Source organism: Streptomyces sp. NPDC053755, from assembly GCF_040677675.1.
GTDB lineage: Bacteria > Actinomycetota > Actinomycetes > Streptomycetales > Streptomycetaceae > Streptomyces.
Genome location: NZ_JBFASK010000060.1, coordinates 1 through 23,091 on the forward strand (window position 1 = coordinate 1; position 23,091 = coordinate 23,091).

The following is a 23,091-nucleotide window of genomic DNA, read 5'->3' on the forward strand; positions in this document are numbered from 1 at the left end:
CGAGGAGGACCGCGAGGCTGATGAGGATCGCGATCGGCAGGATGAGGAACCCTACCGGGCCCCGCGGCGTTGCCACGTCGGGGCGGCGTTGCCACGTCGGGGCAGCGAGGGTCAGGGGGCCAGTGGCGGGCGGGGGGCCCGGGGGTCGCGAGGACCGGCCTGCGGCGCTTCGTCCCGGATGACCTCGCCAGGGACGACCTTGCCGTCCGGGCGGTGGATACGGGCCTGCTGGAAGGCGTCCTGAAGGCCGCCCGCGCGCGCGGCGCTCATCCGGCGCTCCACGGCCGTCTCGGCGTACCGCCCCAGGATCGAGCGGACGGGCGGCAGCAGGAGCAGCAGACCGGCGACGTCGGAGATCAGCCCCGGCAGCATCAGCAGCAGTCCGCCAAGCATCAGGAAGCCGTTGCGGTCCTCCGCGCCCACGCGGTCCTGCGCGGTGGGCGCGCCGCCCGCCTGGGCCGCCGCCTGCGCCCGCTCGAAGGTCTCCGTGAGGTTCCGGAAGGCGCGGCGGCCCGCCCGCTTGATCACCACGGCGCCGAGGACGGCGCCGCCGGCCAGCAGGGCGAACACGGTCAGCCCGCCGGCCGCGCCGGCCACCAGCGTCAGCAGCCAGATCTCCAGGACCAGCCAGAGCGCGAGGGCCAGAGGCAGGAACGTACGCGCGCGCGAGCGCTTGGGGGCGAGAGGGGGCGGTGCGCCTGTTGTCATGGTCCCCAGTGTGCCTGGCGCCCCGCAGGAACGTCGTAAAGGACGGATCAGTGCGCGGACTTGCGGCCGAGCAGCTTGCCGACCTTGTTCGCGCGGGCCGTCAGACCCCAGCCGGTGACCCGCCACAGGGCCTCGACGAGGATGTCCTTGCTCATCTTGGAGTCGCCGACCTCGCGCTCCACGAAGGTGATGGGCACCTCGACGACGTGGAAGCCCGCGGCGACGGCACGGCGCGCCAGGTCGACCTGGAAGCAGTAGCCGGCCGAGGCGACGTCCTGCAGGCCCAGGCCCTCCAGGGTCTCTTTGCGGAAGGCGCGGTAGCCGCCGGTCACGTCGCGGATGGGCACGTCGAGCATGACGCGGGAGTAGAGGCTGCCGCCGCGCGAGATGAACTCGCGGGACTTGGGCCAGTTCACGATCCGGCCGCCGGGGACCCAGCGGGAGCCCAGGACCAGGTCGGCGCCCTTGAGCGCGGTCAGCAGCCGGGGCAGCTCCTCGGGCTGGTGGGAGCCGTCGGCGTCCATCTCGACGAGGACGCCGTAGCCGTTCTCGATGCCCCAGCGGAAGCCGGCGAGGTAGGCGGCGCCGAGCCCTTCCTTGCCCTTGCGGTGCAGGACGTGGACGTGGTCGTCCTCGGCGGCGAGTTCGTCCGCGAACTTGCCCGTGCCGTCGGGGCTGTTGTCGTCGGCGACGAGGATGTGCGCCTCCGGTACGGCTTCCCGTACCCGCGAGACGATGGGCTTGACGTTCTCCGCCTCGTTGTAGGTCGGGATGATCACCAAGGCTCTGCCGAGCGGGCCGTAACGCCTCTGGCCACCGTCGTTCACTGCTGCCCCTTCGGATACATACGCGAACCCCCACCTTAGCGAGCCCGGGGCGCGGCTCGGCGCCGGCGGGGCGGGAGAGGGGCGGAGCGTCACGCGACAGGCCGTGGAAAGCGTCTGGAAACAGGCCCGGGACGCCCGCGCCCGGCGCTGCGGATCGGGGCCCGGCGTCCTTCGGGCCGACCTGGTCCCCGCTGGCTGCGGGTCGACCGAAAGCCGTTGTCTACTGAACGTCCGGGCCCCACCCGGGTCCCACCCTCCGCCGGAAAAAACCTTCCCTCGCCCCCGAGGCGCGGGCGCTGAACCTGGTTCGCGGTGCTGGTGCGCCGGTGCGGCACACCACCTCCTGACCCAGCGGCGTTCGACGACTGCGTGGAGGTTCGAAACCGGTCGGACGTCCTGTGGTGGACTCGCCGAACCTACCGGCCGGTGGCGGCTCGCTGTCAACACTCGCGCGACCTGCGGAGATGAGGGATACCTCCTGGTCAGTGGGGAGGCGGCGCAGGTCGTGACAGAACGCCGGGAACATCGATCGGCGGTACGAAATGTCCCGATGTCACTCGTTCGGCCGCTCGTAGACCGTTTGCCCCGAGACCACCGTGCGCAGGCAGACGGGGAGTTCACGGCCGGGGGTCAGATCGGGCAGGCCGGGGGTGCCGGAGCGGGGGTCGGTCGACCAGCGGGCCACCCGGTCGTCGGGGGCCTGCACCACGAGCGCACCGGTGCGCCAGACCGCGTAGTCGGCGGGTGCGCCGGGCACCAGCGTGCCGGCGTCGTCCCGCCCGACGGCCCGCCAGCCGCCCCGGGTGTGGGCGGCGAAGGCGGCGCGCACGGAGATCCGGTGGCCGGGGGTGCGGTGGAAGGCGGCGGCCCGGACCGTGCCCCAGGGGTCGAGCGGGGTGACGGGGCTGTCCGAGCCGAAGGCCAGCGGCACCCCGGAGCGCAGGAGGGCGGCGTACGGGTTGAGCGTACGGGCCCGCTCGGCGCCGAGGCGTTCGGCGTACATCCCCTCCTCGCCGCCCCAGGCCGCGTCGAAGGCGGGCTGCACGGAGGCGGTGAGGCCGAGTTCGGCGAAGGCGGCGATCGTCTCGGGCGTCAGCATCTCGGCGTGCTCGACGCGGTGCCGGGCGGCCCGGACGCGGGCGAGGCCGAGCTTCTCCGAGGCGGCGCGCACCCCGTCGGCCACGGCTGTCACGGCGGCGTCGCCGATGGCGTGGAAGCCGGCTTGGAGCCCCGCCTCGGTGCAGGCGACGACATGGGCCGCGATGGCGGCCGCGTCCAGGTGGGCGACGCCGGTGTGCGCGTCGGCGTCGGCGTACGGCTCGTGGAGGCAGGCGGTGTGGGAGCCGAGCGAACCGTCGGCGAACAGGTCGCCGGCCGCGCCGACGGCGCCGAGCGCGCGGGCCCGCTCGATGTCGAGGTCGGCCCAGTAGCCGACGATCCGGGGGCCGGGCTCCTCGCGGGCGAGGTCGAGCAGGGCGGTGAAGTCGTCCTCGGAGGAGATCCGCGGGCCGCCGCACTCGTGGACGGTGCCGATGCCGAGCGAGGCGGCATGGGCCCGGGCGGCCCGCTGGGCCTCGGTGCGCTGCCGGGGCGAGAGCGCGGCATAGGCGGCGGCGCGGACCGCGTGGTGGGCGTCGCCGGTCAGCGGCTCGGCGTCACGGAAGCCGTCACGGGCGCGGATGCCCGGGACGAGGTCGAGCAGCGCGGTGGTGACGACGGCCGAGTGGACGTCGACGCGGGTGAGATAGAGCGGACGCCCGCCGGTGAGCGCGTCCAGCTCGTCCCGGCGCGGTGCCCGGCGCTCGGGCCAGCGGGAGGCGTCCCAGCCGTGCCCGATCAGGATCCGGTCGCCGGGGCGGGCGGAGGCGTACGCGCGGATGCGCTCCGCCGCCTCGTCCAGCGAGCCGGCGGAGGAGAGGTCGAGCCCGGTCAGCGCGAGCCCGGTGGCGGTGGTGTGCACGTGCGCGTCGACGAACGCGGGCGTGACGAGGGCGCCTTCGAGGTCGACCACGTCGTCCACGCCGGTCGCGAACGCGTCGGCGGCGCCCTCGGAACCCACCCAGGCGACGTGTCCGCGCTCCACCACCATGGCGGTGGCGAAGGGGTCGGCGGGACTGTGCACCTCACCCCCGCGCAGCAGCACGGTGCGGTGTTCGTTCTTCAGGCTGTCGGTCATGGTGACCAGGTTAGATACGCGGCGGCCTGGCTTCGTACGGGGTGGACAGGACGACGGTGGTGCGGCTGGAGACGCCGGCCTGCGACCGGATGCGGCTGAGCAGGTGTTCCAGCTCCAGCGGCGTGGCGACGCGCACCTTGAGGATGTAGTTCTCCTCCCCCGCGACGCTGTGGCAGGCCTCGATCTCCGGGATGTCGGCGAGCCGGTCCGGGGTGTCGTCGGGTGCGCTGGGATCGAAGGGCTTCACCGAGATGAACGCCGTCAGGGGCAGCCCGACGGCCTCCGGGTCGACGACGGCGGCATAGCCGCGGATGACCCCGCGCTGCTCCAGGCGCCGGACGCGCTGATGCACGGCCGAGGTGGACAGGCCCGTGGCCTTGCCCAGGTCGGTGTAGCTCATGCGCCCGTCCTTGACGAGCAACTCGACGATCTGACGATCCAGCTCCTCCATGCGGTCAACCTATTGCCCCGCGAGCCCATCGGCACAGTCGGCGGCGGCCGGTTTGAGCGGCTATGGCCTTCCACGCGGCACCTGCGACGGGCATGTGACGAACGCCACAGGTTTGCGGAAAGGTCGACAGCCGTCCTCACGATTATGCGGTCGGCCGTATGGGAATTGCTTGCTGTGGTCGAGGCCACACGTACTTGGTCGACCCACCCAAGGGGGAGATTCTCCATGCAGGAGCCTGTTGATTCGGTCGAGGCGGCCGACGAGTTCGACGCGTACGACACCTTCGAGATGTACCGGGTCGTCTGCCCGGACTGCGTGCAGCCGATCGCGCTGCTCGCGGACGAGGACGTACTGCCGGAGCACGCGCTGTGCCCGACGCCGTGGAACCCGTTCGTCCTCACGGTCTGCCCCGGCACCGGCCGCGCGGCGTCCGACGCGCGTCCCGCCGACGAGACCCTCGAGGTGCTGGAGCAGGACACCGCCCTCCTGCTGACGCTGCCTCAGGGGCTCGACTGGCGGACGCAGCCCTTCTCGCACGTCGGCGGCCCGGGCTCGCGCCCCCTCAAGGTGCCGAACATGCGACGCGCGGCCTGAGCCACGCCCGTCGGCGTCTTCGAGGGCAAGCCCCTGACAGGGGCGCGAGTTGACGGTGCGTCGCAGGATGTCACCAGGGGCCGGATCCTCACGCGTCCGGCCCCGCTCGGCCGTCGCGACGCCCAGTGGCACGGCCCCCGGGCGGAGCCGCGGGTAGCCCTCGAACTGTCGCGCGCATCGTTCCGGCGGTGTCCCCCGCCCGGCGGGGCGCGTTGGGCCGGTCATGACCACGCTGTACACCGCTCCGAGCGGCTACGGGCGACGGCGGCTCATCGAGCCGCACGTTGAAGAATCGGTTCCCCGTCCGGCGCCGCAACTCGCCGACCCGCCCATCTACAAGGCGCTGCTGCACCAGTGGGCCAGCCACGGCCGCACCCTTCCGGGCCGCAACGACCAGGAGTGGAACCGGCTGGCCGCGGCGCCGGTCTGGGTGGACCGGACGGTGCGCGCGAGCGGCGTCAGCGGGACTCTGGTCCGACGAGGTGACGGGCGATGACCATGCGCTGGATCTGATTGGTGCCCTCGACGATCTGGAGCATCTTCGCCTCGCGCATGTAGCGCTCCACCGGGAAGTCCGCCGTGTAGCCGTAGCCGCCGAGGACCTGCACGGCGTCGGTGGTGACCCCCATCGCCGCGTCCGTGCAGAAGAGCTTCGCCATGGCGGCCTGCCGTCCGAAGGGCAGACCCTCGTCGCGCAGCCGCGCCGCCTCCAGGTACAGCGCCCGGCCCGCCTCGATCCGGGTCGCCATGTCCGCGAGCAGGAAACGCAGGCCTTGGAAGTCGGCGATCGGCCGGCCGAACTGCCGGCGTTCCCGGGCGTAGGCGACGGCCTCGTCGAGCGCCGCCTGCGCGAGGCCGACCGCACAGGCCGCGATCCCGAGGCGGCCCGAGTCCAGGGCCGACAGGGCGATGGCGAACCCCTGCCCCTCCTCGCCGATCCGGCGGGCGTCGGGGATCCGCACCCCGTCGAAGTGCAGCTGCGCGGTGGGCGAGCCCTTCATGCCCATCTTGCGCTCAGGAGCGGCCGCGCTCAGCCCCTCGGCGTCCCCCGGGACGAGGAACGCCGTGATCCCCTTGGGCCCGTCGGCGCCGGTGCGCGCCATGACCGTGCAGAAGTCGGCGATCCCGCCGTGGGTGATCCACGCCTTCGTGCCGGTGAGCACCCAGTCGTCGCCGTCCCGGACCGCCTTCGTGCGCAGGGAGGCCGCGTCGGAGCCGGAGGCCGGTTCGGAGAGGCAGTACGCGCCGAGGAGTCCGCCGCCGAGCATCGCGGGCAGATGGGCGGCCCGCTGCTCCCTGGTTCCGAAGCCCGCGAGGGCGTGGCAGGACAGCGTGTGGACGCTGACGCCGAGGCCGACGGTGAGCCGGGCCGCGGCCAGCTCCTCGAGGACCTGGAGGTAGACGGCGTAGGGCTGGTCGCCGCCGCCGTCCTCGGAGCCGTAGGGCAGGCCGAGGAGCCCGGAGGTGGAGAGCAGCGAGAAGAGCTCGCGCGGGAAGCGGCCGACGGCCTCCTCCTCGGCCGCGTGGGGCGCGATCTCCCGCTCGGCGATGTCGCGGACCAGGGTGAGCAGCTCCCGGGCCTCCTCGGTGGGCAGCCGGCGGTCCACGGTCTGCGGGGCGCGGTCGGGCATGGCGGCGCACTCCTCCCTGTCGGGGGCAGCGGCGGCGCGCGCGGGGGTTCGGGCGGCAGCCGGCCTCGGTCGGTCTGCGCCGATGCTCCCCCGCGCGGATCACGCGAGGGGGTGCCCGGCGCCCGTGGCGGGGGGAGTATGCCCGTTCGGCGGGTCGCGGTCACACGACCGCGCCGGGCCGGGCGCCACGAGGAGGCCGAGGGGGGCGTCAGGAGCGCGGGGGCGTGGCGGTCACAGCAGGCCGATCCGGGTCACGAACATGGCGAGGACGACGACCAGGGTCCAGCCGAGCACGTGCTCGAGGATCTTCGGGCCGTCGTCCTTGGGGCCGCCGGTGCGGGCGCGGGCGGCGGGGTGCGTGGTGGCGGTCATGGCCACCACAGTGCCAGCGAGGGCGGCCCGGGGGTAGAGACGTTCCTCACGCCCCCCGGACCGCGATCCGGCGTCAGCGGACGCCGACGGCCGCCAGAGCCGTGCGCTGGGCGGGCGTCGGCCGGTCCGGGAAGTAGAGGTAGCACACCCCTCCTGTGCCGGAGACCACTTTCCCGCCGGCGTTGTACCGCTTGGTACGCAGCCAGATGTTCTCCCACTCCCGGCGCCGGTAGACGCGGCGCACGGCGGCGTTGTCCGGTGACGCCGGGTCGTTGGCGATCACGTCGCCCTCCGCCGTGAAGCCGATGACGGTCATCAGATGGCCGGCGGTGCCGTAGCCGGCTCCGGTCAGCTCCTCCTTGAGGAAGGACTGGGACGTGACGGCCGGGATGCCCGCGCGGATCAGGGTCTCCAGGTCGGTGAGCGAGCCCAGCCGGGTGACCACGGCGTTCATGTCCGGATAGGTGGCGGCGTAGGCCGCGTTGAAGGGCCAGTTGCCGCAGCCGTCGTACTGGTGGTCGAAGGTGAAGCGGGCCGCGTGGCAGACCTGGGGGTCGGCGTAGGCCGGATCGACCCAGGCCAGGTCCTCCGCGCTCGGCCGCCTTCCCCAGTACTCGACGATCATCTGGGAGGAGGTGGGGCTGCACCACGCCTCGCCGCCGTTGTCGTACTCCGGGTACTGGCCGGCGTGGATGGTCTGGGAGTAGCGCGGGACGACCAGCTCGTGGGCGAGGGCGGGCACGGAAGCGGGGACGGTGAACCGGTCCGGGATGTCGGAGGCCATCGCGCCGAGCCGCCACACCAGGGGCGAGAGGTCGGTGCCGGGCGTCCGGTGGAGCGTCACCCGGAGCTGGTACGCGGCGAGCCGCAGCCCGCTCGCGGCGTCGTCGACGGAGAAGGTGTCGGTCCAGACGGAACCCTTGCCGTCGCTCTGGTCGTCGACCGAGGTGCGCCGGATGTCGCCGTCCCCCGCGGCCCAGCGCCCCATCACGAACCAGGGCGTGGCGGTGGCGTCGTCGTAGGCCCCGCGCAGTTCGATCTGGATCCAGGTCCCGGGCGGGGTGTCGGCGTTCCAGGAGGCGATGACCTCGGTGGCGGGGACGGTGGAGAGGTGGACCGGAGAGGTCCAGGTCGCGTACTCCCAGGTGGAGGTGGATCCGGTGTGCGGGTCGGTGTAGTCGGTGCGGCCGGCCGGGGCGGCGATCACCAGACCGGGGCGGCGTCCGGCGACGGCCCGGGTGCCGGCGGCCCGTCCGCCGCGCCAGTCGGCGTACGAGGTCCAGAAGTGGTTGTCCACGAAGGCGGGCGCGGCGGCGCGGCGCGCGGCCCGGCTCTCTCGGGCCAGGGCCCCCGCCGGTGCGGCGGAGGCCACGGCGGTGCCCGCGGCGGCGGCCAGGGCCGCGGCGAGGACGGTTCTGCGTGGGGTGGGCTCGGTCATGGGCGGTGACCCCCGGTCGAGAACGGCGTGGGCGGACGGACGGATGCGCGTGTCCGGGCGATGCGGGGACCACTATCGCGGTTCGCGGAGCGCTTCTGCCAGCGATTCGCCGCGCGTCGGCGGACCGATATTGGTCGAGACCGGTGGCGGCGGCAAGGTCCTGACCTGCGCTGGTGCGCGCCCGGGACCCGGATCCCGCCGCACGCCCCGGCAGGTGGCGACGCGATCGGACCCCGGCGAGGCACCCCCTAGGCTGGACGCCATGGACTCCCTCGACCGCGCCGCCGACGAGCTGCGGCACCTGCCGCCGTCCTGCGGGCCGGTGCGCCTGGTCGCGGTCGACGGTCACGCGGGATCCGGGAAGTCGACCTTCGCCGCCCGCCTCGCCGCGCGACTGGCGGCGCCCGTGCTGCATCTGGACGACCTCGCCACCCACGAGGAGCTGTTCGCCTGGACGGAGCGGTTCCGCGTCCAGGTGCTCCTCCCCCTGTCCCGGGGCGATACCGCGCTGTATCACCCGTACGACTGGAATCTGCGGACCTTCGGTCCTCCTCGCGAGCTGCCCCCGTCGCCCGTCGTCCTCGTCGAGGGCGTCGGGGCGGGGCGGCGGGCGCTGCGGCCCGCGCTCGCCGCGGTGCTGTGGATGGAGCGGGGGGCCGAGGAGTCCTGGTCACGGGGCCGGCACCGGGACGGACCGGCCCAGTCGGCGTTCTGGGACGGATGGACCGTGGCGGAGACTCGCCATTTCACCGAGGACCCGTCGCGCCCCTTCGCCCGCAACCTGATACGTGAGTGTCCGGCGGGGTACGAGTGGCTTCCTGGGCCCGCAGTGACAGCGGGCCCGAACCGGATCGTCACGCAAAGTGATCACGTCGGTTCCGGGGGCTGAACAGCCGTACGGCGACCGCCGCGAGAGCCTCAACTCGGCTTGACCCAGGGGGCGTACAGGTCTTACGTTTCCCATGTGCGGCTTTTCGGAGCCGCCGCGGACACGAAGCCCCCGGTTGTTCCCCCGTGATCGGGGGCTTCGTTCTGCCCTGATCGTCCCCTTCTCCGGCCCCCCTCGGGCCCTCGTGCTCACCGAGGGTCACCGCCGCCGGATCGTGTCCTTCTCCTTCGTCGCGCACCCTCTGCGCAGGTACGATGCCCCTCGGTGCGGTCAAATCCCGTCCACGTGAAGGCGGTTGTGTACGGCTTCCGGCGGGCGACCGCCCGCCGGGACGGCAACGGGGGCACGTTTTGTGGGGGACCCGATGGACATCGGCACGCGGGGCGGACAGGCCCCTGCCGAGCTCGCCTGGCTGCGGGGAGTCGACGCCTACACGATGGGCGCCTATCCGCAGGCGGAGGAAGAGTTCCGGACCGCTGTACGGATCGATCCGGGCATGGCGGACGGCTGGCTCGGGCTCCACGCGTTACGCGTGGACACCACCACCGCCCTGCTGCGGATGTACCGCAACCGCGACCGGTTCGGCGAACAGCGCGCCCGACACCGCCGGACGCTGAACTCCTGGTACTGGCTGGGCTGGTGGGTGCAGCCCGTCCTGGAGACACCGCGCGACCTGCTGCTCGCCCACGCCTCGCACTGGCTGGACGGGCGCCACGTGCCGGAGCTGGACCGGGCCCTCGCGGGGCTGCCGCCGGTCGACACCGATCCCCAGGTCCGCTTCCTGCACGCCTGCCGCTCCTACCTGGTCAAGGACTGGGATCAGCTGGTCCGGCACACCGAACCGCTGGTGGACGATCCGCTGCTCGGGATCGAGGCGGGACTCTTCGGCGGGATGGCCCGGGTCCGACTGGAGATGTTCGGCCAGGCCGAGCCCCTGCTCTCGGCGGCGCTGATGCGCTGCCGCAGCGAGCAGCCGCAGCGCAAGGAGCTGCGCTACTGGCTGGCCAGGGCCCACGAGGGCACCGGTCGCAGCGCCGCCGCCCTCCCCCTCTACCGGGCCGTGCACCGCATCGACCCGGCGTTCATGGACACGGCCGCCCGGCTGGCCGCGATCGCGGAGTACGACGGCTTCGAGGGCCCGGAGGATCCCTCCGGCCTCGCCTCGGTCGCGCTCGGCGGACTCGGCCAGGACACGGCGGACGCCGCGCAGGCCGCCGATCCCGACGGCCCGGGCGCCGACGGTCTGCGGCTGGGGACGGAGACCCCGCCGCCCGCGACGCCGGCCGCCCCGCCCGAGCCCGCCCACGGCATCCGGCAGAAGACGTCGCTTCCGCGCCAGCCGGCACCCCCGCGCTTCCCCGCCAGTCCCACCGACCCCGCCCTGCTCGCCGAGGCACTCGCCGAGCTGGAGCGCATGGTCGGGATGGAGCCGGTGAAGCGGCAGGTCAAGGCCCTGTCGGCGCAGCTGGAGATGGCCCGGCTGCGAGCGGGACAGGGCCTGCCCGTGCAGCCGCCGAAACGTCACTTTGTCTTCTCCGGCCCCTCGGGCACCGGGAAGACCACGGTCGCCCGGATCCTGGGCCGGGTCTTCTACGCACTGGGGCTCCTGGGCGGTGACCACCTGGTGGAGGCGCAACGAGCCGATCTGGTGGGCGAGTTCCTCGGCCAGACCGCGGTGAAGGCGAACGAGCTGATCGACTCGGCCGTGGGCGGGGTCCTCTTCGTCGACGAGGCCTACTCGCTCTCGAACACCGGCTACAGCAAGGGCGACGCCTACGGCGACGAGGCGCTCCAGGTGCTCCTCAAGCGGGCCGAGGACAACCGCGACCACCTGGTGGTGATCCTGGCGGGATACCCGGAGGGCATGGACCGGCTGCTCGCCACCAATCCGGGGCTCTCCTCGCGCTTCACGACCCGAGTGGACTTCCCCTCGTACCGCCCCCTGGAGCTCACCGCGATCGGCGAGGTCCTGGCGGCGTCGAACGGGGACGGATGGGACGAGGAGGCACTGGACGAGCTGCGGTCGATCAGCGGCCACGTCGTGGACCAGGGCTGGATCGACGAGCTGGGCAACGGCCGTTTCCTGCGGACGCTGTACGAGAAGTCCTGCGCCTACCGCGACCTCCGCCTGGCGGGCTACCCGGGCACCCCGACCCGCGAGGACCTGGCCACGCTCCGCCTGGCCGACCTGATGCAGGCGTACGGCGAGGTCCTCTCGGGCCGCGGCCCGTCGGCCAGGGGCTCCCAGGAGCCGCCGGCCCTCTGACGGGCCGCGGGCCCGAGGACCCCGGAACGAAGGGCGGACGGCCGGTGCCCTTGGAGCCGGACGGGCGCACGTCCGGCCGCACGTCCGCCCGGCGTTCAGCCGGTGAGGACGCCCGCCGGGCGCTCCGGACGAGGTTCCGCCACCCGGGGTGCCGTCGGCGCGGGGGTGCGGTGGGCCGGGTCGCGGACCTCGCCGACGAGAGTCTCCAGGACGTCCTCCAGTGCGACCAGACCGAGGATCCGGCCCGAGCCGTCGGCCACCTGGGCGAGGTGGGTGGCCGCCCGCCGCATCACGGTCAGCGCGTCGTCGAGCGGCAGCTCGGCCCGGACCGTCGCCATCGGGCGCCAGACGTGCTGCGGCACCGCCCGCTCGCGCTCCTCCAGGTCCAGGACGTCCTTGACGTGCACGAAGCCCATGTACGTCCCGCGCCCCTCGGCGCACACCGGGAAGCGCGAGTAGCCGGTGCGGACGGTCAGCTCCTCGATCTCGCGCGGGGTGACGGCCGGGGTGACCGTCACCAGCGCCGCCGGGGCGATGAGCACGTCCGTGACCGGGCGGCTGCCCAGTTCCAGGGCGTCCTCCAGGCGCTCCTGCTCGGCCGGGTCGAGCAGGCCGGCCTGCCCCGCGTCCTCCACCAGGCGGCCGAGCTGGACACGGGTGAAGACGGCCTCCACCTCGTCCTTGGGCTCCACCTTGAAGGCACGCAGGACCAGGCGGGAGCAGGCGCCCAACGCGCTGGTCACCGGACGGCAGAGCCGGGCGAAGCCGACCAGGGCGGGGGCGAGCCAGAGCGCCGTCCGCTCCGGGGCCGCCATCGCGAGGTTCTTCGGCACCATCTCACCGATGACGAGGTGGAGGAAGACGACCGCGGCCAGCGCCAGGACGTACCCGAGCGGATGGATCAGGCCCTCCGGCACCCGCAGGGCGTGGAAGACCGGTTCGAGCAGCCGTGCCACGGTCGGTTCGGCGACCGCACCCAGGGTCAGGGAGCAGACGGTGATGCCGAACTGGGCCGCCGCCATCATCTGGGGCAGGTTCTCCAGGCCGTGGAGCACCTGGCGGGCCCGCTTGCCGCCGAGCGGCTCGATCTGGCTGCGGCGTACGGAGACGAGCGCGAACTCGGCCCCGACGAAGAAGCCGTTGGCCACCACGAGAAGGACGGCGAACAGCAGGGGGAGCAGGCTCATCGGACCGCCTCCGGGACCAGCGGAAGATCGGCCGTGCGCACGAGCCGTACCCGCTCGGCCCGGTAGCGGTCCACCTGCCGCACGGAGAGCCGCCACCCGGGCAGCTCGGCCCGGTCGCCGGGCGCCGGGATCCGGCCCAGGAGGTCGGCGACGAGCCCGGCGACCGTCTCGTACGGGCCGTCGGGCACGTCGAGGCCTATCCGGTGCAGGGTGTGCACCCGGCAGGAGCCGTCGGCGTCCCAGGCGGGCCGGCCGTCCTCGGCGGTGACCGCGGCGAGTTCGGGCCGCTCGTCGGCGGCGGTGTCGTGCTCGTCGCGGACCTCTCCGACGAGCTCCTCCACGATGTCCTCCAGGGTGACGACGCCGGCGGTGCCGCCGTACTCGTCGACGACGACGGCGATCGGCTGTTCGCGTCGCAGACGCTCCAGGAGGGGCTGCGCCGGCAGGGTCTCCGGGACGAGCAGCGCCGGGACCACGATCCTGCCCACGGGGGTGCGCAGGCGCTCGTCAGGTGGCACGGCGAGCGCGTCCTTGAGGTGGACCATGCCGACGATCTCGTCGATGCGTTCGCGGTAGACCGGGAAGCGGGAGAGGCCGGTGGCCCGGGTGAGGTTGAGGACGTCGGCCGCGGTGGCGTCCGACTGGAGGGCGCTCACCTTCACTCGGGGGGTCATGACGTGCTGGGCGGTGAGCCCGCCCAGGGTCAGGGTCCGCACGAAGAGGTCGGCCGTGTCCTGTTCCAGCGCGCCCGCGCGGGCGGAGTGCCGGGCCAGCGAGACCAGCTCGCCGGGGGTGCGGACGGAGTCCAGCTCGTCGGTGGGCTCCACCCCCAGCAGCCTGACCAGCCGGTTGGCGACCCTGTTGAGCAGGGAGATGACCGGGCGGAAGGCGGTCGAGAAGAGGTGCTGCGGGCCGGCCACGAAACGGGCCACCTGGAGCGGCCGCGAGACCGCCCAGTTCTTCGGCACGAGCTCGCCGACCACCATCTGGACGGCGGAGGCGAGCAGCATCCCGATCACGACCGAGATCCCGGACACGGCGCCTTCGGGCAGTCCGGTCCAGGTCAGGGGGGTGTCGAGGACCCGGGCGAGCGCGGGCTCGGCGAGCATGCCGACGACGAGCGAGGTGAGGGTGATGCCGAGCTGGGTGCCGGAGAGCTGGAAGGACAGCTCGCGCAGGGCCTTGACGACTCTGCGGGCGCGTCGGTCACCGGCGGCCGCGGCCCGCTCGGCGTCGGGGCGCTCCACGGTGACGAGGCCGAACTCGGCCGCCACGAAGAAGCCGTTGGCGAGGATCAGGAGGAAGGCTGCGGCGAGCAGCAGAAGCGTGATGATCATGCCGCCGTCTCCATGGAGAGGGCGGCGCGGGTACTACCGGACGATCCGTCCATTGCTGGAGGGAGTCACTCCTCGGGTCGCAGGGTGGCCTCGCGGCCGCCGTGGGCGGCCGTGCACGTGCGAGGCGGTGGTGCCGCTCGGCACCACCGCCTCCAGAGTAATCACGCCGAAGGGACGTGGGGCAGGGGGTCTGCCCCCGTATGGGCGACTCAGGCCGTCTCCGGCCCGGTGCCGTGGGCGTCGGCCAGGGCCCGCAGCGCGCGGGCGTCGCGGATGGCCTGCTGCTTGGCGATGCCGGGCTGGATGCCGAGCGCCGGCATGCTGGTGCCGTCGCTCAGGTCGAGGAAGACCCAGGGGTCGCCGGGCCGCAGGTTGACCCGCAGGATCTCGGCCCAGGCGAGCCGGCGCGTCCGGGTGATGTTGACGACGGTGACGCCCTCCTCGTCGGCGACGACCTTCGGTCGGCTGAGCAGCGCGAGGACGCCGAGGAAGAGCGCGGCGGTGAAGACGAAGCTGGCCCGCTCCCCCGGGCCGAGCTTCTCCAGCATCAGGGCGACCGCGGTGATGACGGCGAACATCACCGCTCCCACGGTCAGCAGGACCGCGCGGGTGCGGCCCGGCCGGAAGGTGACCGGGAGGGAGGGCGTCACGGGGTCGGACATCGCGCTTCCTTCGTGCCTTGGCCTGGTGCCTGGGTGTGCCGCGGCCGTCAGAGGCGGCAGGCGTGGATGGCCGTCGTCAGGATGGCGCGGGCGCCCAGTTCGTACAGGTCGTCCATGATCCGCTGCGCCTCCTTGGCCGGGACCATGGCCCGGACGGCGACCCAGCCCTCGTTGTGCAGCGGGGAGATCGTGGGCGACTCCAGGCCGGGGGTGAGGGCGACCGCCTGCTCCAGGTGCTCGGCGCGGCAGTCGTAGTCCATCATCACGTACGAGCGGGCGACGAGGACGCCCTGGAGGCGGCGCAGGAACTGCTGCACCTGCGGGTGGTCGGCCTCGGCGCCGTTGCGCCGGATGACGACGGCCTCGGACTTGAGGATCGGCTCGCCGATGACCTCCAGGCCGGCGTTGCGCAGGCTGGTGCCGGTCTCGACGACGTCCGCGATGATCTGGGCGACGCCCAGCTGGATCGCGGTCTCCACGGCGCCGTCGAGGTGGACCACGGAGGCGTCGATGCCCTGGTCGGCGAGGTGCTTGGCGACGATGCCCTCGTACGAGGTGGCGATCGTCATGCCGCCGAAGTCCTCGGGGCCCTTCGCGGTGCCCGGGCGGGTGGCGTAACGGAACGTGGAGCGGCCGAAGTTCAGCGGGAGGATCTCCTCCGCGCTTGCTCCGGAGTCCAGCAGCAGGTCCCGGCCGGTGATGCCGATGTCCAGCTTGCCGGAGGCGACATAGATCGCGATGTCCTTCGGCCGCAGGTAGAAGAACTCGACCTCGTTGTCGGGGTCGATGACGACGAGCTCCTTGGACTCCTTGCGCTGGCGGTAGCCGGCCTCATGGAGCATCTCCGACGCAGGTCCGGAGAGGGAACCCTTGTTGGGGACGGCGATGCGCAGCATGGGGTGGGCTTCCTTTGCCTGGGAGTTTCGGGAGGGTGTGGCGGTGCGCTCGGAGGTCCGGCGGAGGCGGGACCGTCAGAGGTGGGCGTAGACGTCGTCGAGCGAGATCCCGCGGGCGACCATCATCACCTGGACGTGGTACAGCAGCTGCGAGATCTCCTCGGCGGCGGCTTCCTTGCCCTCGTACTCGGCGGCCATCCAGACCTCGGCGGCCTCCTCGACGACCTTCTTGCCGATGGCATGGACACCCTTGTCCACCAGTTCCGCGGTGCGGGAGGTGGCAGGGTCGCCGTTCTCGGCCTTGAGCTTGAGCTCGGCGAAGAGCTCTTCGAAGGTTTTGTTCGCCATGATGGTCCTAAGAGTACGGGGTGAGGGTCGCGTACTTAGCGCCAGGGTTCGCTGACCGTGCGCAGCGTGGTCGCGGTGGCGACGGCGGCGGTGACGGCCTCGTGGCCCTTGTCCTCGTTCGAGCCCTCGAGGCCGGCCCGGTCCAGGGCCTGCTCTTCGTTGTCCACGGTCAGGACGCCGAAGCCGACGGGTACGCCGGTGTCGATCGAGACCTGGGTGAGGCCGTGGGTGACGCCCTGGCACACGTACTCGAAGTGCGGCGTTCCGCCGCGGATGACGACGCCGAGGGCGACGATGGCATCGTAGCCGCGACCGGCCAGGACCTTCGCCACCACCGGCAGTTCGAAGCTGCCGGGGACGCGCAGCAGCGTCGGCTCGTCGATGCCCAGCTCGCGCAGGGCCCGCAGGGCGCCGTCGACGAGGCCGTCCATGATCTTCTCGTGCCACTGCGCCGCGATGACCGCGACCCGCAGGTCGCCGCAGTTCTTCACGCTGAGGACGGGTGCGCCCTTGCCGCTCATGTCTCTCCTTGCTCGGTGCTCGTTGCTCGGTGTGCCTGGTGCTTGCCGGGGTGGCGCGCCGGGTGGCGCGCCCGGTCACTGGTTGGCGCAGGTGGAGGCGGGGACGCCGTCCAGCCAGGGAAGGTCGTGCCCCATCCGGTCCCGCTTCGTGCGGAGGTAGCGGAGGTTGTGCTCGCCCGCCTGGACCGGCATGGGCTCGCGGCCCTCGACCGTCAGGCCGTACCGGGTGAGGGCGGAGATCTTCTCGGGGTTGTTGGTCATCAGCCGCAGGCTGCGGACACCGAGGTCGACGAGGATCTGCGCCCCTGCCGCGTAGTCGCGGGCGTCGGCGGGCAGGCCCAGTTCCAGGTTGGCGTCGAGGGTGTCGCGGCCGCGCTCCTGGAGCTCGTACGCGCGCAGCTTGGAGAGCAGGCCGATGCCGCGTCCCTCGTGGCCGCGGAGGTAGACGACCACGCCGCGGCCGGCCTCGGTGACACGGTCCATCGACGCCTGCAGCTGCGGGCCGCAGTCGCAGCGCAGCGAGTGGAAGATGTCGCCGGTGAGGCACTCGGAGTGGACCCGGACGAGCACGTCCTCGCCGTCGCCGATCTCACCGTGGACGAGGGCGACGTGCTCGACGCCGTCGACGGTGGAGCGGTAGCCGTACGCGGTGAAGTCGCCGTGCGCGGTGGGCAGCCGGACCTCGGCCTCGCGGCGGACCGTCGGCTCGGCCGAGCGGCGGTAGGCGACGAGGTCCTCGATCGAGATGATCGTGAGGCCGTGCTTGCGGGCGAACGGCACGAGCTCGGGCAGGCGCAGCATCACGCCGTCCTCGCCCGCGATCTCGACGATGGCGCCGGCCGGGCGCAGTCCCGCGAGCCGGGCGAGGTCGACGGCGGCCTCGGTGTGGCCGTTGCGGACGAGGACGCCGCCGGGCTTGGCGCGCAGCGGGAAGATGTGGCCGGGCCGGACGAAGTCGGACGGCTCGTAGGCGCCGCTCGCCAGCATGCGCAGGGTGGTGGCGCGGTCGGCGGCGGAGATGCCGGTGGTGACGCCGTGCTCGGGGGACGCGTCGACGGAGACGGTGAAGGCCGTGCCCATCGACTCGGTGTTGTTCTCGACCATCTGCGGGAGCCGGAGGCGCTCCAGCTCCTCGTCCTCCATCGGGGCGCAGATCAGGCCCCGGCACTCGCTCATCATGAAGGCGACGATCTCGGGGGTGGCCTTCTCGGCGGCGATGACGAGGTCGCCCTCGTTCTCGCGGTCCTCGTCGTCGACGACGACGACGGGCCGGCCGGCGGCGATGTCGCGGATGGCCTGCTCGACGGGGTCGAGGGCGAGGGCGGTGGCGTCCCACAGGGGCAGCGCGCTCATGAGAGGGCTCCTTCCAGAGCGGGAGCCGTGCGCGTCCGGAGCCACCAGTCGCGCATGCCCCAGATGACGAGGGCGAAGTAGATCACGTAGACCAGGCCGGAGAAGGCCAGGCCGCTGTTGAAGGCGAGGGGGACGCCGACCAGGTCGACGAGGAGCCAGGCGAACCAGAACTCGACCAGGCCGCGGGCCTGGGCGACCATCGCGACGAGCGTGCCGACGAAGATGTACGCGTCGGCCCACGGGCTCCAGGAGAGCGACGGGTAGAGGGTGAAGAGTCCGCCGACCGCGAGGGTGCCGAGGACGGCTCCGGCGAGGAGCAGTCCGCGCTCCTTCCAGGTGGCGAAGCGGACGGCGATGGAGCCGTCCTGGGCCTGCCGGCTGCCGCGGTTCCACTGCCACCAGCCCCAGGCGGCGACGCCGATGACCAGGAGCTGCTTGCCGACACCGCCGCCGAGGTGGGCGGAGGCGTACGCGCCGACGAGGACCACGCCCGAGAGGAGCTGGGCGGGCCAGGTGAGGATGGAGCGTCGCCAGCCGAGGGCGAGCGCGATCAGACCGATCGTGTTGCCGATCATGTCGGACCACATGATGTGCTGACCGAAGGCGGTGAAGGCCTCGGAGTTGAGCCAGCTCACTTCGCGTTCTCCTTGCCTTCGGCGCCGAGCAGCCGCTCGACGTACTTGGCGATGACGTCGACCTCGAGGTTCACCGGTGCGCCGCTCTGCTTGAGGCCGAGCGTGGTGAGGGCGAGGGTGGTGGGGATGAGGCTGATGGTGAACCAGTCGTTCCCGGCCTCGACGACCGTGAGGCTGACGCCGTCGACCGTGATCGATCCCTTCTCGACGACGTAGCGGGCGAGGTGGGCGGGCAGGCCGACCTTGACGATCTCCCAGTGCTCCGACGGGGTGCGGTCCAGGATGGTGCCGGTGCCGTCGACGTGGCCCTGGACGATGTGGCCGCCGAGGCGGTCGCCGACGGCCATCGGGCGCTCCAGGTTGACCCGGGAGCCGACGTCGAGGGCGCCGAGCGAGGAGCGCTTCAGCGTCTCCGCCATCACGTCGGCGGTGAACTCCCCGTCGCCGTGTTCGACGACCGTGAGACAGACACCGTTGACGGCGATGGAGTCGCCGTGCTTGGCGCCTTCCGTGACCAGGGGGCCGCGCAGGCGGAAGCGGGAGGCGTCCTCCAGCTGCTCGACGGCGGTGACCTCACCCAGTTCTTCGACGATTCCGGTGAACACGCTCAGGCTCCCTTGAGGGTGGCGGTGATACGAAGGTCGGGGCCGATACGGACGGTCTCGGTGACATCGAGCCGCAACGCGTCGGTGATGGTGCTGATTCCGGCGTCGGCGAGGGCGTGGGGGCCCGCGCCGAGGAGGACCGGGGCGAGATAGCCGACGACCTGGTCGACGGCTCCCGCGGCCACGAAGGCGCCCGCGAGGGTGGGGCCGCCTTCGAGAAGGACGGAGCGGACGCCCTGCCGGTGGAGCGTCGCGAGGAGGGCGGGGATGTCGAGTCCGCCGCCGGGCGCGCGGGGCAGCCGCCACGCTTCCGGGAGGTGGGCGGTGTCCTCGGGGAGGACGTCCTCGGCGACGGCGATCACGGTGCGGGCCGCGTCGTCCAGGACCCGGGCGCCGGGCTTCACGGCACTCGCCTCGGTGTCGACGACGACCCGGAGCGGCTGGACGGCCCCTTCGACGCCCCGTACGGCCAGGTGGGGGTCGTCGGCGCGGGCGGTGCCGGAGCCGACCAGGACGGCGTCGGCCTCGGCGCGCAGCCGGTGGACGTCGGCGCGGGACTCGGCGGAGGTGATCCAGCGGGAGCTGCCGTCGGCGGCGGCGATCCGGCCGTCGAGGGTGGCGGCGTACTTCCACCGGACGAAGGGACGGCCGAGGCGTACGGAGGTGAGCCAGGCGATGTTGACCGCTTCGGCCTCGTCCTCCAGGAGGCCCCGGGAGACGTCCACGCCCGCTGCCGCGAGGGTGTCCGCACCGCCCGTGGCCTGCGGGTTCGGGTCACCGACCGCGTACACGACCCGGCTGATCCCGGCCTCGACGAGGGCCTGCGCGCAGGGACCGGTGCGGCCGGTGTGGTTGCAGGGTTCGAGGGTGACGTAGGCGGTGCCGCCGCGGGCGAGGACACCGGCCTGGCGCAGGGCGTGGATCTCGGCGTGCGGTCCGCCGGCGCGCTGGTGGAAACCCTCGCCCACCTGGTGTCCGGAGGCGTCGAGGATGACGCAGCCGACGACCGGGTTGGGGCTGGTGGAGCCGAGTCCGCGTGCGGCGAGCCGGACGGCTCGGCGCATGGCGTTCGCGTCGGCTGGCGTGGCCACCGGGTCCTCCTGCCTCTTCGGGCACGGACTCCGGGGCCTGTCGATGTCGACAGAGAGCGGGAACAACGCCTGACGAGGGGGCACGGAGCCGCACGCACCGGCCGCCGCGAGTGCCGGAGGACCGGCTGCGACGACCAGCGGAATACGGCCGACGCACCCCGCCAAGGGCCGCCCGCCGCGCACTGCCTCCCATCCGGACTTTCACCGTCGGTCCAGGAATCTCACCTGGTCAACCGGCCGCTGGCTGCGGACGGGTCGCGGACTATAACCGCCGGTTCGGAATTACACCGACCCCGGAGTGCGCTGCTGCTGGTACAGGGCCAGTGTGCCATGGACATTGTCGGCCATGCGGGTGACGTCCTGTGGGGTGGCTCACAAACCCCCCACTTCCCCCACTTTGGTCCAGACCTATTGACGCACTGGTCTAGTCCTCTTAATCTCCGTGTCACCTCCGAGGTACCGCCCGCCGGTGTGCGCACTCCACGGGCCCAACACGACCCACCCCCTTGTTCGTTGTGTTCCCCACTCCCCCTACGCCCTGGGGGCGTGGTGGCTCCCCATCCAGGAGGAACCGATCGTGCTGTCCCCCGCGAAGACGAGAGCCTCGCTGCTCGCATCCGGCGCGGCCGTCGCCGGACTGCTGATCAGCTCGCTCTCCGGCGGCGTCTCGTACGCCGCCGACAACGAGTCCTGTCGGCCCGACGGGCTGTACAAGACGCCCGGCGTCGACGTCCCCTACTGCTCGGTCTACGACACCGAGGGCCGCGAGAAGATGGGCGCGGACCACCAGCGCCGGGTCATCGGCTACTTCACCGGCTGGCGCACCGGCAAGAACGGCCAGCCCGCCTACCTGGCCAACAACATCCCGTGGGACAAGATCACCCACATCAACTACGCCTTCGGGCACATCGGTTCCGACAACAAGCTCTCCGTCGGCACGGACGGGCCGAACAACGCGGCCACCGGCATGACCTGGCCCGGTGTCGCCGGCGCCGAGATGGACCCGGGCTTCGCCTACAAGGGCCACTTCAACCTGCTGAACAAGTTCAAGAAGCAGCACCCGGACGTCAAGACGCTGATCTCGGTCGGCGGCTGGGCCGAGACCGGCGGCTACTTCGACGACAACGGCACCCGGGTGAACTCCGGCGGCTTCTACTCGATGGCCACGAACGCCGACGGCTCGGTCAACCAGGCCGGGATCAACACCTTCGCGGACTCGGCCGTCGCCTTCATCAAGAAGTACGGGTTCAACGGCGTCGACATCGACTACGAGTACCCGACCACGATGAAGGACGCCGGCAACCCGCTCGACTGGCAGCTCTCCAACGCCCGCCGCGCGGGTCTGGTCAAGGGCTACGACGCGCTGATGAAGTCCCTGCGCGAGAAGCTCGACCGCGCCGGCGCCGCGGACGGCAAGCACTACCTGCTCACCGTCGCCGCGCCCTCCTCGGGCTATCTGCTGCGCGGCATGGAGACGTACCAGAGCCAGAAGTACCTGGACTACGTCAACATCATGTCCTACGACCTGCACGGCGCCTGGAACGAGTACGTCGGCCCCAACGCCTCGCTCTTCGACGACGGCAAGGACGCCGAGCTGGCCGCGGCCAACGTCTACGGCTCCTCGCAGTACGGCGGCATCGGCTACCTCAACACCGACTGGGCGTACCACTACTTCCGCGGCTCGATGCCGGCCGGCCGGATCAACATCGGCCTGCCGTACTACACCCGCGGCCACAAGAACGTGCAGGGCGGCACGGACGGCCTGTGGGGCAAGGCGGCGGCGACCACCTGCCCGGCCGGAGCGGGTCTGACGAAGTGCGGCGACGGCGCCGTCGGCATCGACAACCTGTGGCACGACAAGGACACCAACGGCGTCGAGTCGCCCGCCGGGTCGAACCCGATGTGGCACGCCAAGAACCTGGAGAAGGGGATCGTCGGCGACTACGTCACCCAGTACGGATTCCCGGCGAACACCACCCTGACCGGCACCTACGCCCGCAAGTACGACTCGACCCTGGTCGCGCCGTGGCTGTGGAACGCGCAGAAGAAGGTCTTCCTCTCCACCGAGGACGAGCAGTCGGTGGCCGCCAAGGCCGACTACGTCGTCGGCAAGGGCATCGGCGGCACGATGGTCTGGGAGATGGCCGGCGACTACGACTGGAACGCCGGCAAGGGCCAGTACGAGATGGGCGACACGCTCACCTCCCTGATGTACGACAAGTTCAAGGCGGCCACCCCCTACGGCGCCAAGAAGTCGAACACCGCGCTGCCGACGAAGGCCGTGAACGTGGGCGTGGAGTTCACCGAGTTCAAGCTCGGCGACTCCAACTACCCGATCACTCCGAAGATCAAGATCACCAACAACACCGCCACCGCGCTGCCGGGCGGCACGGAGTTCCAGTTCGACTACGCGACGGCCGCGCCGGGCAACGCCTCCGACCAGTCCGGCTTCGGCACCAAGGTGATCAGCAGCGACCACACGGGCAGCAACGTGGGCGGCCTCAAGGGCGACTTCCACCGGGTCTCGCTGAAGCTTCCGGCCTGGCAGTCGCTGGCTCCGGGCGCCTCCGTGGACCTGGCCTTCAACTACTACCTGCCGGTCTCCACGCCGTCCAACTGGACGGTGAACATCAGCGGCACGACGTACGCGCTCGCCGGTGACCTGGCGCGCGGCACGACGGTGGTGGAGCCGGGCGGCTCGACGCCGACGCCCACCCCGACGAACCCGACGCCGACGCCCACCCCGACGCCGACCAGCCCGGGTGGCACCTGCACCGCCCCGGCGTACGTGGCCGGCACGGTCTACAACGCGGGCAACGAGGTCGCGCACAAGGGCCACACCTGGAAGGCCCAGTGGTGGACCCAGAACGAGGAGCCGGGTTCGACCGGCCAGTGGGGCGTGTGGAAGGACCTCGGCGCCTGCTGAGTCCCCGAGCGACCGCGTCCCTCGCACGGCCGGTCGGCCGGGCCCCGGGTTCACCGGGTCACCCGGCCGCCGGCCTCCGGGCCGGACCGGCCTCCCCCGAACGCCCGGCGGCGGAATTCACGGCCCTTGCCGCCGCCGGGTCCTCCCCCGGCCTTCGCCGCGGCCCGCGTGTGCGGGT

Annotated in this window: 22 protein-coding genes and 1 riboswitch; of the genes, 5 read left to right on the plus strand and 17 right to left on the minus strand. The window is 72.4% G+C overall.

Translation table 11 applies throughout. The annotated features are described in order from the left end of the window. Positions 1-111: 111 nt before the first annotated feature. From fxsA to AB0K65_RS31250, 4 genes are all read right to left on the minus strand, one after another. On the minus strand, positions 112-708 hold the full coding sequence (gene fxsA / locus AB0K65_RS31235; RefSeq protein WP_365722475.1) for an FxsA family membrane protein: 597 nt from the start codon (positions 706-708) through the stop codon (positions 112-114). A gap of 47 nt (positions 709-755) precedes the next feature. Beyond that, on the minus strand, positions 756-1,535 hold the full coding sequence (locus AB0K65_RS31240; protein ID WP_365722477.1) for a polyprenol monophosphomannose synthase: 780 nt from the start codon (positions 1,533-1,535) through the stop codon (positions 756-758). A 553-nt stretch (positions 1,536-2,088) separates the two neighbouring features. Beyond that, positions 2,089-3,711, minus strand: a complete 1,623-nt coding sequence (locus tag AB0K65_RS31245; RefSeq protein WP_365722479.1) for an amidohydrolase — start codon at positions 3,709-3,711, stop codon at positions 2,089-2,091. Between the two features lie 10 nt (positions 3,712-3,721). After that, entirely contained in the window at positions 3,722-4,162 is a 441-nt protein-coding gene (locus AB0K65_RS31250; RefSeq protein ID WP_024760806.1) for an Lrp/AsnC family transcriptional regulator, read from the minus strand. Positions 4,163-4,387: 225 nt separating this feature from the next. On the opposite strand from AB0K65_RS31250, the gene AB0K65_RS31255 reads away from it, so the two are divergent. Further along, entirely contained in the window at positions 4,388-4,756 is a 369-nt protein-coding gene (locus AB0K65_RS31255; protein ID WP_365722481.1) for a hypothetical protein, read from the plus strand. A 223-nt stretch (positions 4,757-4,979) separates the two neighbouring features. Continuing rightward, positions 4,980-5,252, plus strand: coding sequence for a hypothetical protein (locus AB0K65_RS31260; RefSeq protein ID WP_365722483.1), 273 nt, complete (start codon positions 4,980-4,982; stop codon positions 5,250-5,252). On the opposite strand, the gene AB0K65_RS31265 is transcribed toward AB0K65_RS31260, so the two are convergent. From AB0K65_RS31265 to AB0K65_RS31275, 3 genes are all read right to left on the minus strand, one after another. Further along, on the minus strand, positions 5,215-6,387 hold the full coding sequence (locus AB0K65_RS31265; RefSeq protein WP_365722485.1) for an acyl-CoA dehydrogenase family protein: 1,173 nt from the start codon (positions 6,385-6,387) through the stop codon (positions 5,215-5,217). The two genes, AB0K65_RS31260 and AB0K65_RS31265, sit on opposite strands and share 38 nt — an antisense overlap. A gap of 231 nt (positions 6,388-6,618) precedes the next feature. Then, positions 6,619-6,759 carry an SCO1431 family membrane protein gene (locus tag AB0K65_RS31270; RefSeq protein WP_365722487.1) on the minus strand — a complete coding sequence of 47 codons (141 nt, stop codon included), beginning with the start codon at positions 6,757-6,759 and terminating at the stop codon, positions 6,619-6,621. A 73-nt stretch (positions 6,760-6,832) separates the two neighbouring features. Next, entirely contained in the window at positions 6,833-8,197 is a 1,365-nt protein-coding gene (locus AB0K65_RS31275; protein WP_365722489.1) for a C39 family peptidase, read from the minus strand. Between the two features lie 262 nt (positions 8,198-8,459). Between AB0K65_RS31275 and AB0K65_RS31280 the strand changes: the two genes are divergently transcribed. Together AB0K65_RS31280 and AB0K65_RS31285 are read left to right on the plus strand one after the other, a co-directional pair. Beyond that, positions 8,460-9,086, plus strand: coding sequence for a hypothetical protein (locus tag AB0K65_RS31280; RefSeq protein WP_365722491.1), 627 nt, complete (start codon positions 8,460-8,462; stop codon positions 9,084-9,086). 364 nt (positions 9,087-9,450) lie between these two features. Next, the gene (locus AB0K65_RS31285; protein WP_365722493.1) at positions 9,451-11,352 is read left to right on the plus strand and encodes an AAA family ATPase; all 1,902 of its coding nucleotides are present in this window, start codon (positions 9,451-9,453) and stop codon (positions 11,350-11,352) included. 95 nt (positions 11,353-11,447) lie between these two features. Here AB0K65_RS31285 and AB0K65_RS31290 read toward each other — a convergent pair whose 3' ends face one another. The 10 genes from AB0K65_RS31290 to ribD form a co-directional block, all read right to left on the minus strand. After that, positions 11,448-12,539, minus strand: coding sequence for a hemolysin family protein (locus AB0K65_RS31290; RefSeq protein WP_365722495.1), 1,092 nt, complete (start codon positions 12,537-12,539; stop codon positions 11,448-11,450). Then, positions 12,536-13,876 (minus strand): hemolysin family protein, encoded by a 1,341-nt coding sequence (locus tag AB0K65_RS31295; protein WP_365722497.1) that lies wholly within the window; start codon positions 13,874-13,876, stop codon positions 12,536-12,538. The genes AB0K65_RS31290 and AB0K65_RS31295 overlap by 4 nt, the downstream gene beginning before the upstream one ends. A 209-nt stretch (positions 13,877-14,085) precedes the next feature. After that, complete coding sequence (locus tag AB0K65_RS31300; RefSeq protein WP_365722499.1) at positions 14,086-14,538, minus strand: PH domain-containing protein; 453 nt, start codon at positions 14,536-14,538, stop codon at positions 14,086-14,088. Positions 14,539-14,585: 47 nt separating this feature from the next. Next, positions 14,586-15,434: an ATP phosphoribosyltransferase gene (hisG, locus tag AB0K65_RS31305; protein WP_365722501.1), complete on the minus strand. Its 849-nt coding sequence runs from the start codon at positions 15,432-15,434 to the stop codon at positions 14,586-14,588. Positions 15,435-15,509: 75 nt separating this feature from the next. After that, positions 15,510-15,782, minus strand: a complete 273-nt coding sequence (locus AB0K65_RS31310) for a phosphoribosyl-ATP diphosphatase (RefSeq protein ID WP_053643769.1) — start codon at positions 15,780-15,782, stop codon at positions 15,510-15,512. A 35-nt stretch (positions 15,783-15,817) separates the two neighbouring features. Further along, the gene (gene ribH / locus AB0K65_RS31315) at positions 15,818-16,303 is read right to left on the minus strand and encodes a 6,7-dimethyl-8-ribityllumazine synthase (protein ID WP_365722503.1); all 486 of its coding nucleotides are present in this window, start codon (positions 16,301-16,303) and stop codon (positions 15,818-15,820) included. A 75-nt stretch (positions 16,304-16,378) separates the two neighbouring features. Then, complete coding sequence (locus tag AB0K65_RS31320) at positions 16,379-17,656, minus strand: bifunctional 3,4-dihydroxy-2-butanone-4-phosphate synthase/GTP cyclohydrolase II (RefSeq protein WP_365722505.1); 1,278 nt, start codon at positions 17,654-17,656, stop codon at positions 16,379-16,381. Then, positions 17,653-18,243 carry a nicotinamide mononucleotide transporter family protein gene (locus AB0K65_RS31325; RefSeq protein ID WP_365722513.1) on the minus strand — a complete coding sequence of 197 codons (591 nt, stop codon included), beginning with the start codon at positions 18,241-18,243 and terminating at the stop codon, positions 17,653-17,655. The genes AB0K65_RS31320 and AB0K65_RS31325 overlap by 4 nt, the downstream gene beginning before the upstream one ends. Positions 18,244-18,287: 44 nt before the next feature. After that, positions 18,288-18,896 (minus strand): riboflavin synthase, encoded by a 609-nt coding sequence (locus tag AB0K65_RS31330; RefSeq protein ID WP_365722507.1) that lies wholly within the window; start codon positions 18,894-18,896, stop codon positions 18,288-18,290. Between the two features lie 2 nt (positions 18,897-18,898). Continuing rightward, positions 18,899-19,987, minus strand: coding sequence for a bifunctional diaminohydroxyphosphoribosylaminopyrimidine deaminase/5-amino-6-(5-phosphoribosylamino)uracil reductase RibD (gene ribD, locus AB0K65_RS31335; RefSeq protein ID WP_365722509.1), 1,089 nt, complete (start codon positions 19,985-19,987; stop codon positions 18,899-18,901). A 175-nt stretch (positions 19,988-20,162) separates the two neighbouring features. Beyond that, a riboswitch (FMN riboswitch) is annotated at positions 20,163-20,293 on the minus strand. Positions 20,294-20,564: 271 nt separating this feature from the next. On the opposite strand from ribD, the gene AB0K65_RS31340 reads away from it, so the two are divergent. Continuing rightward, positions 20,565-22,913, plus strand: coding sequence for a chitinase C-terminal domain-containing protein (locus AB0K65_RS31340; protein ID WP_365722511.1), 2,349 nt, complete (start codon positions 20,565-20,567; stop codon positions 22,911-22,913). The last annotated feature ends 178 nt before the right edge of the window (positions 22,914-23,091 follow it).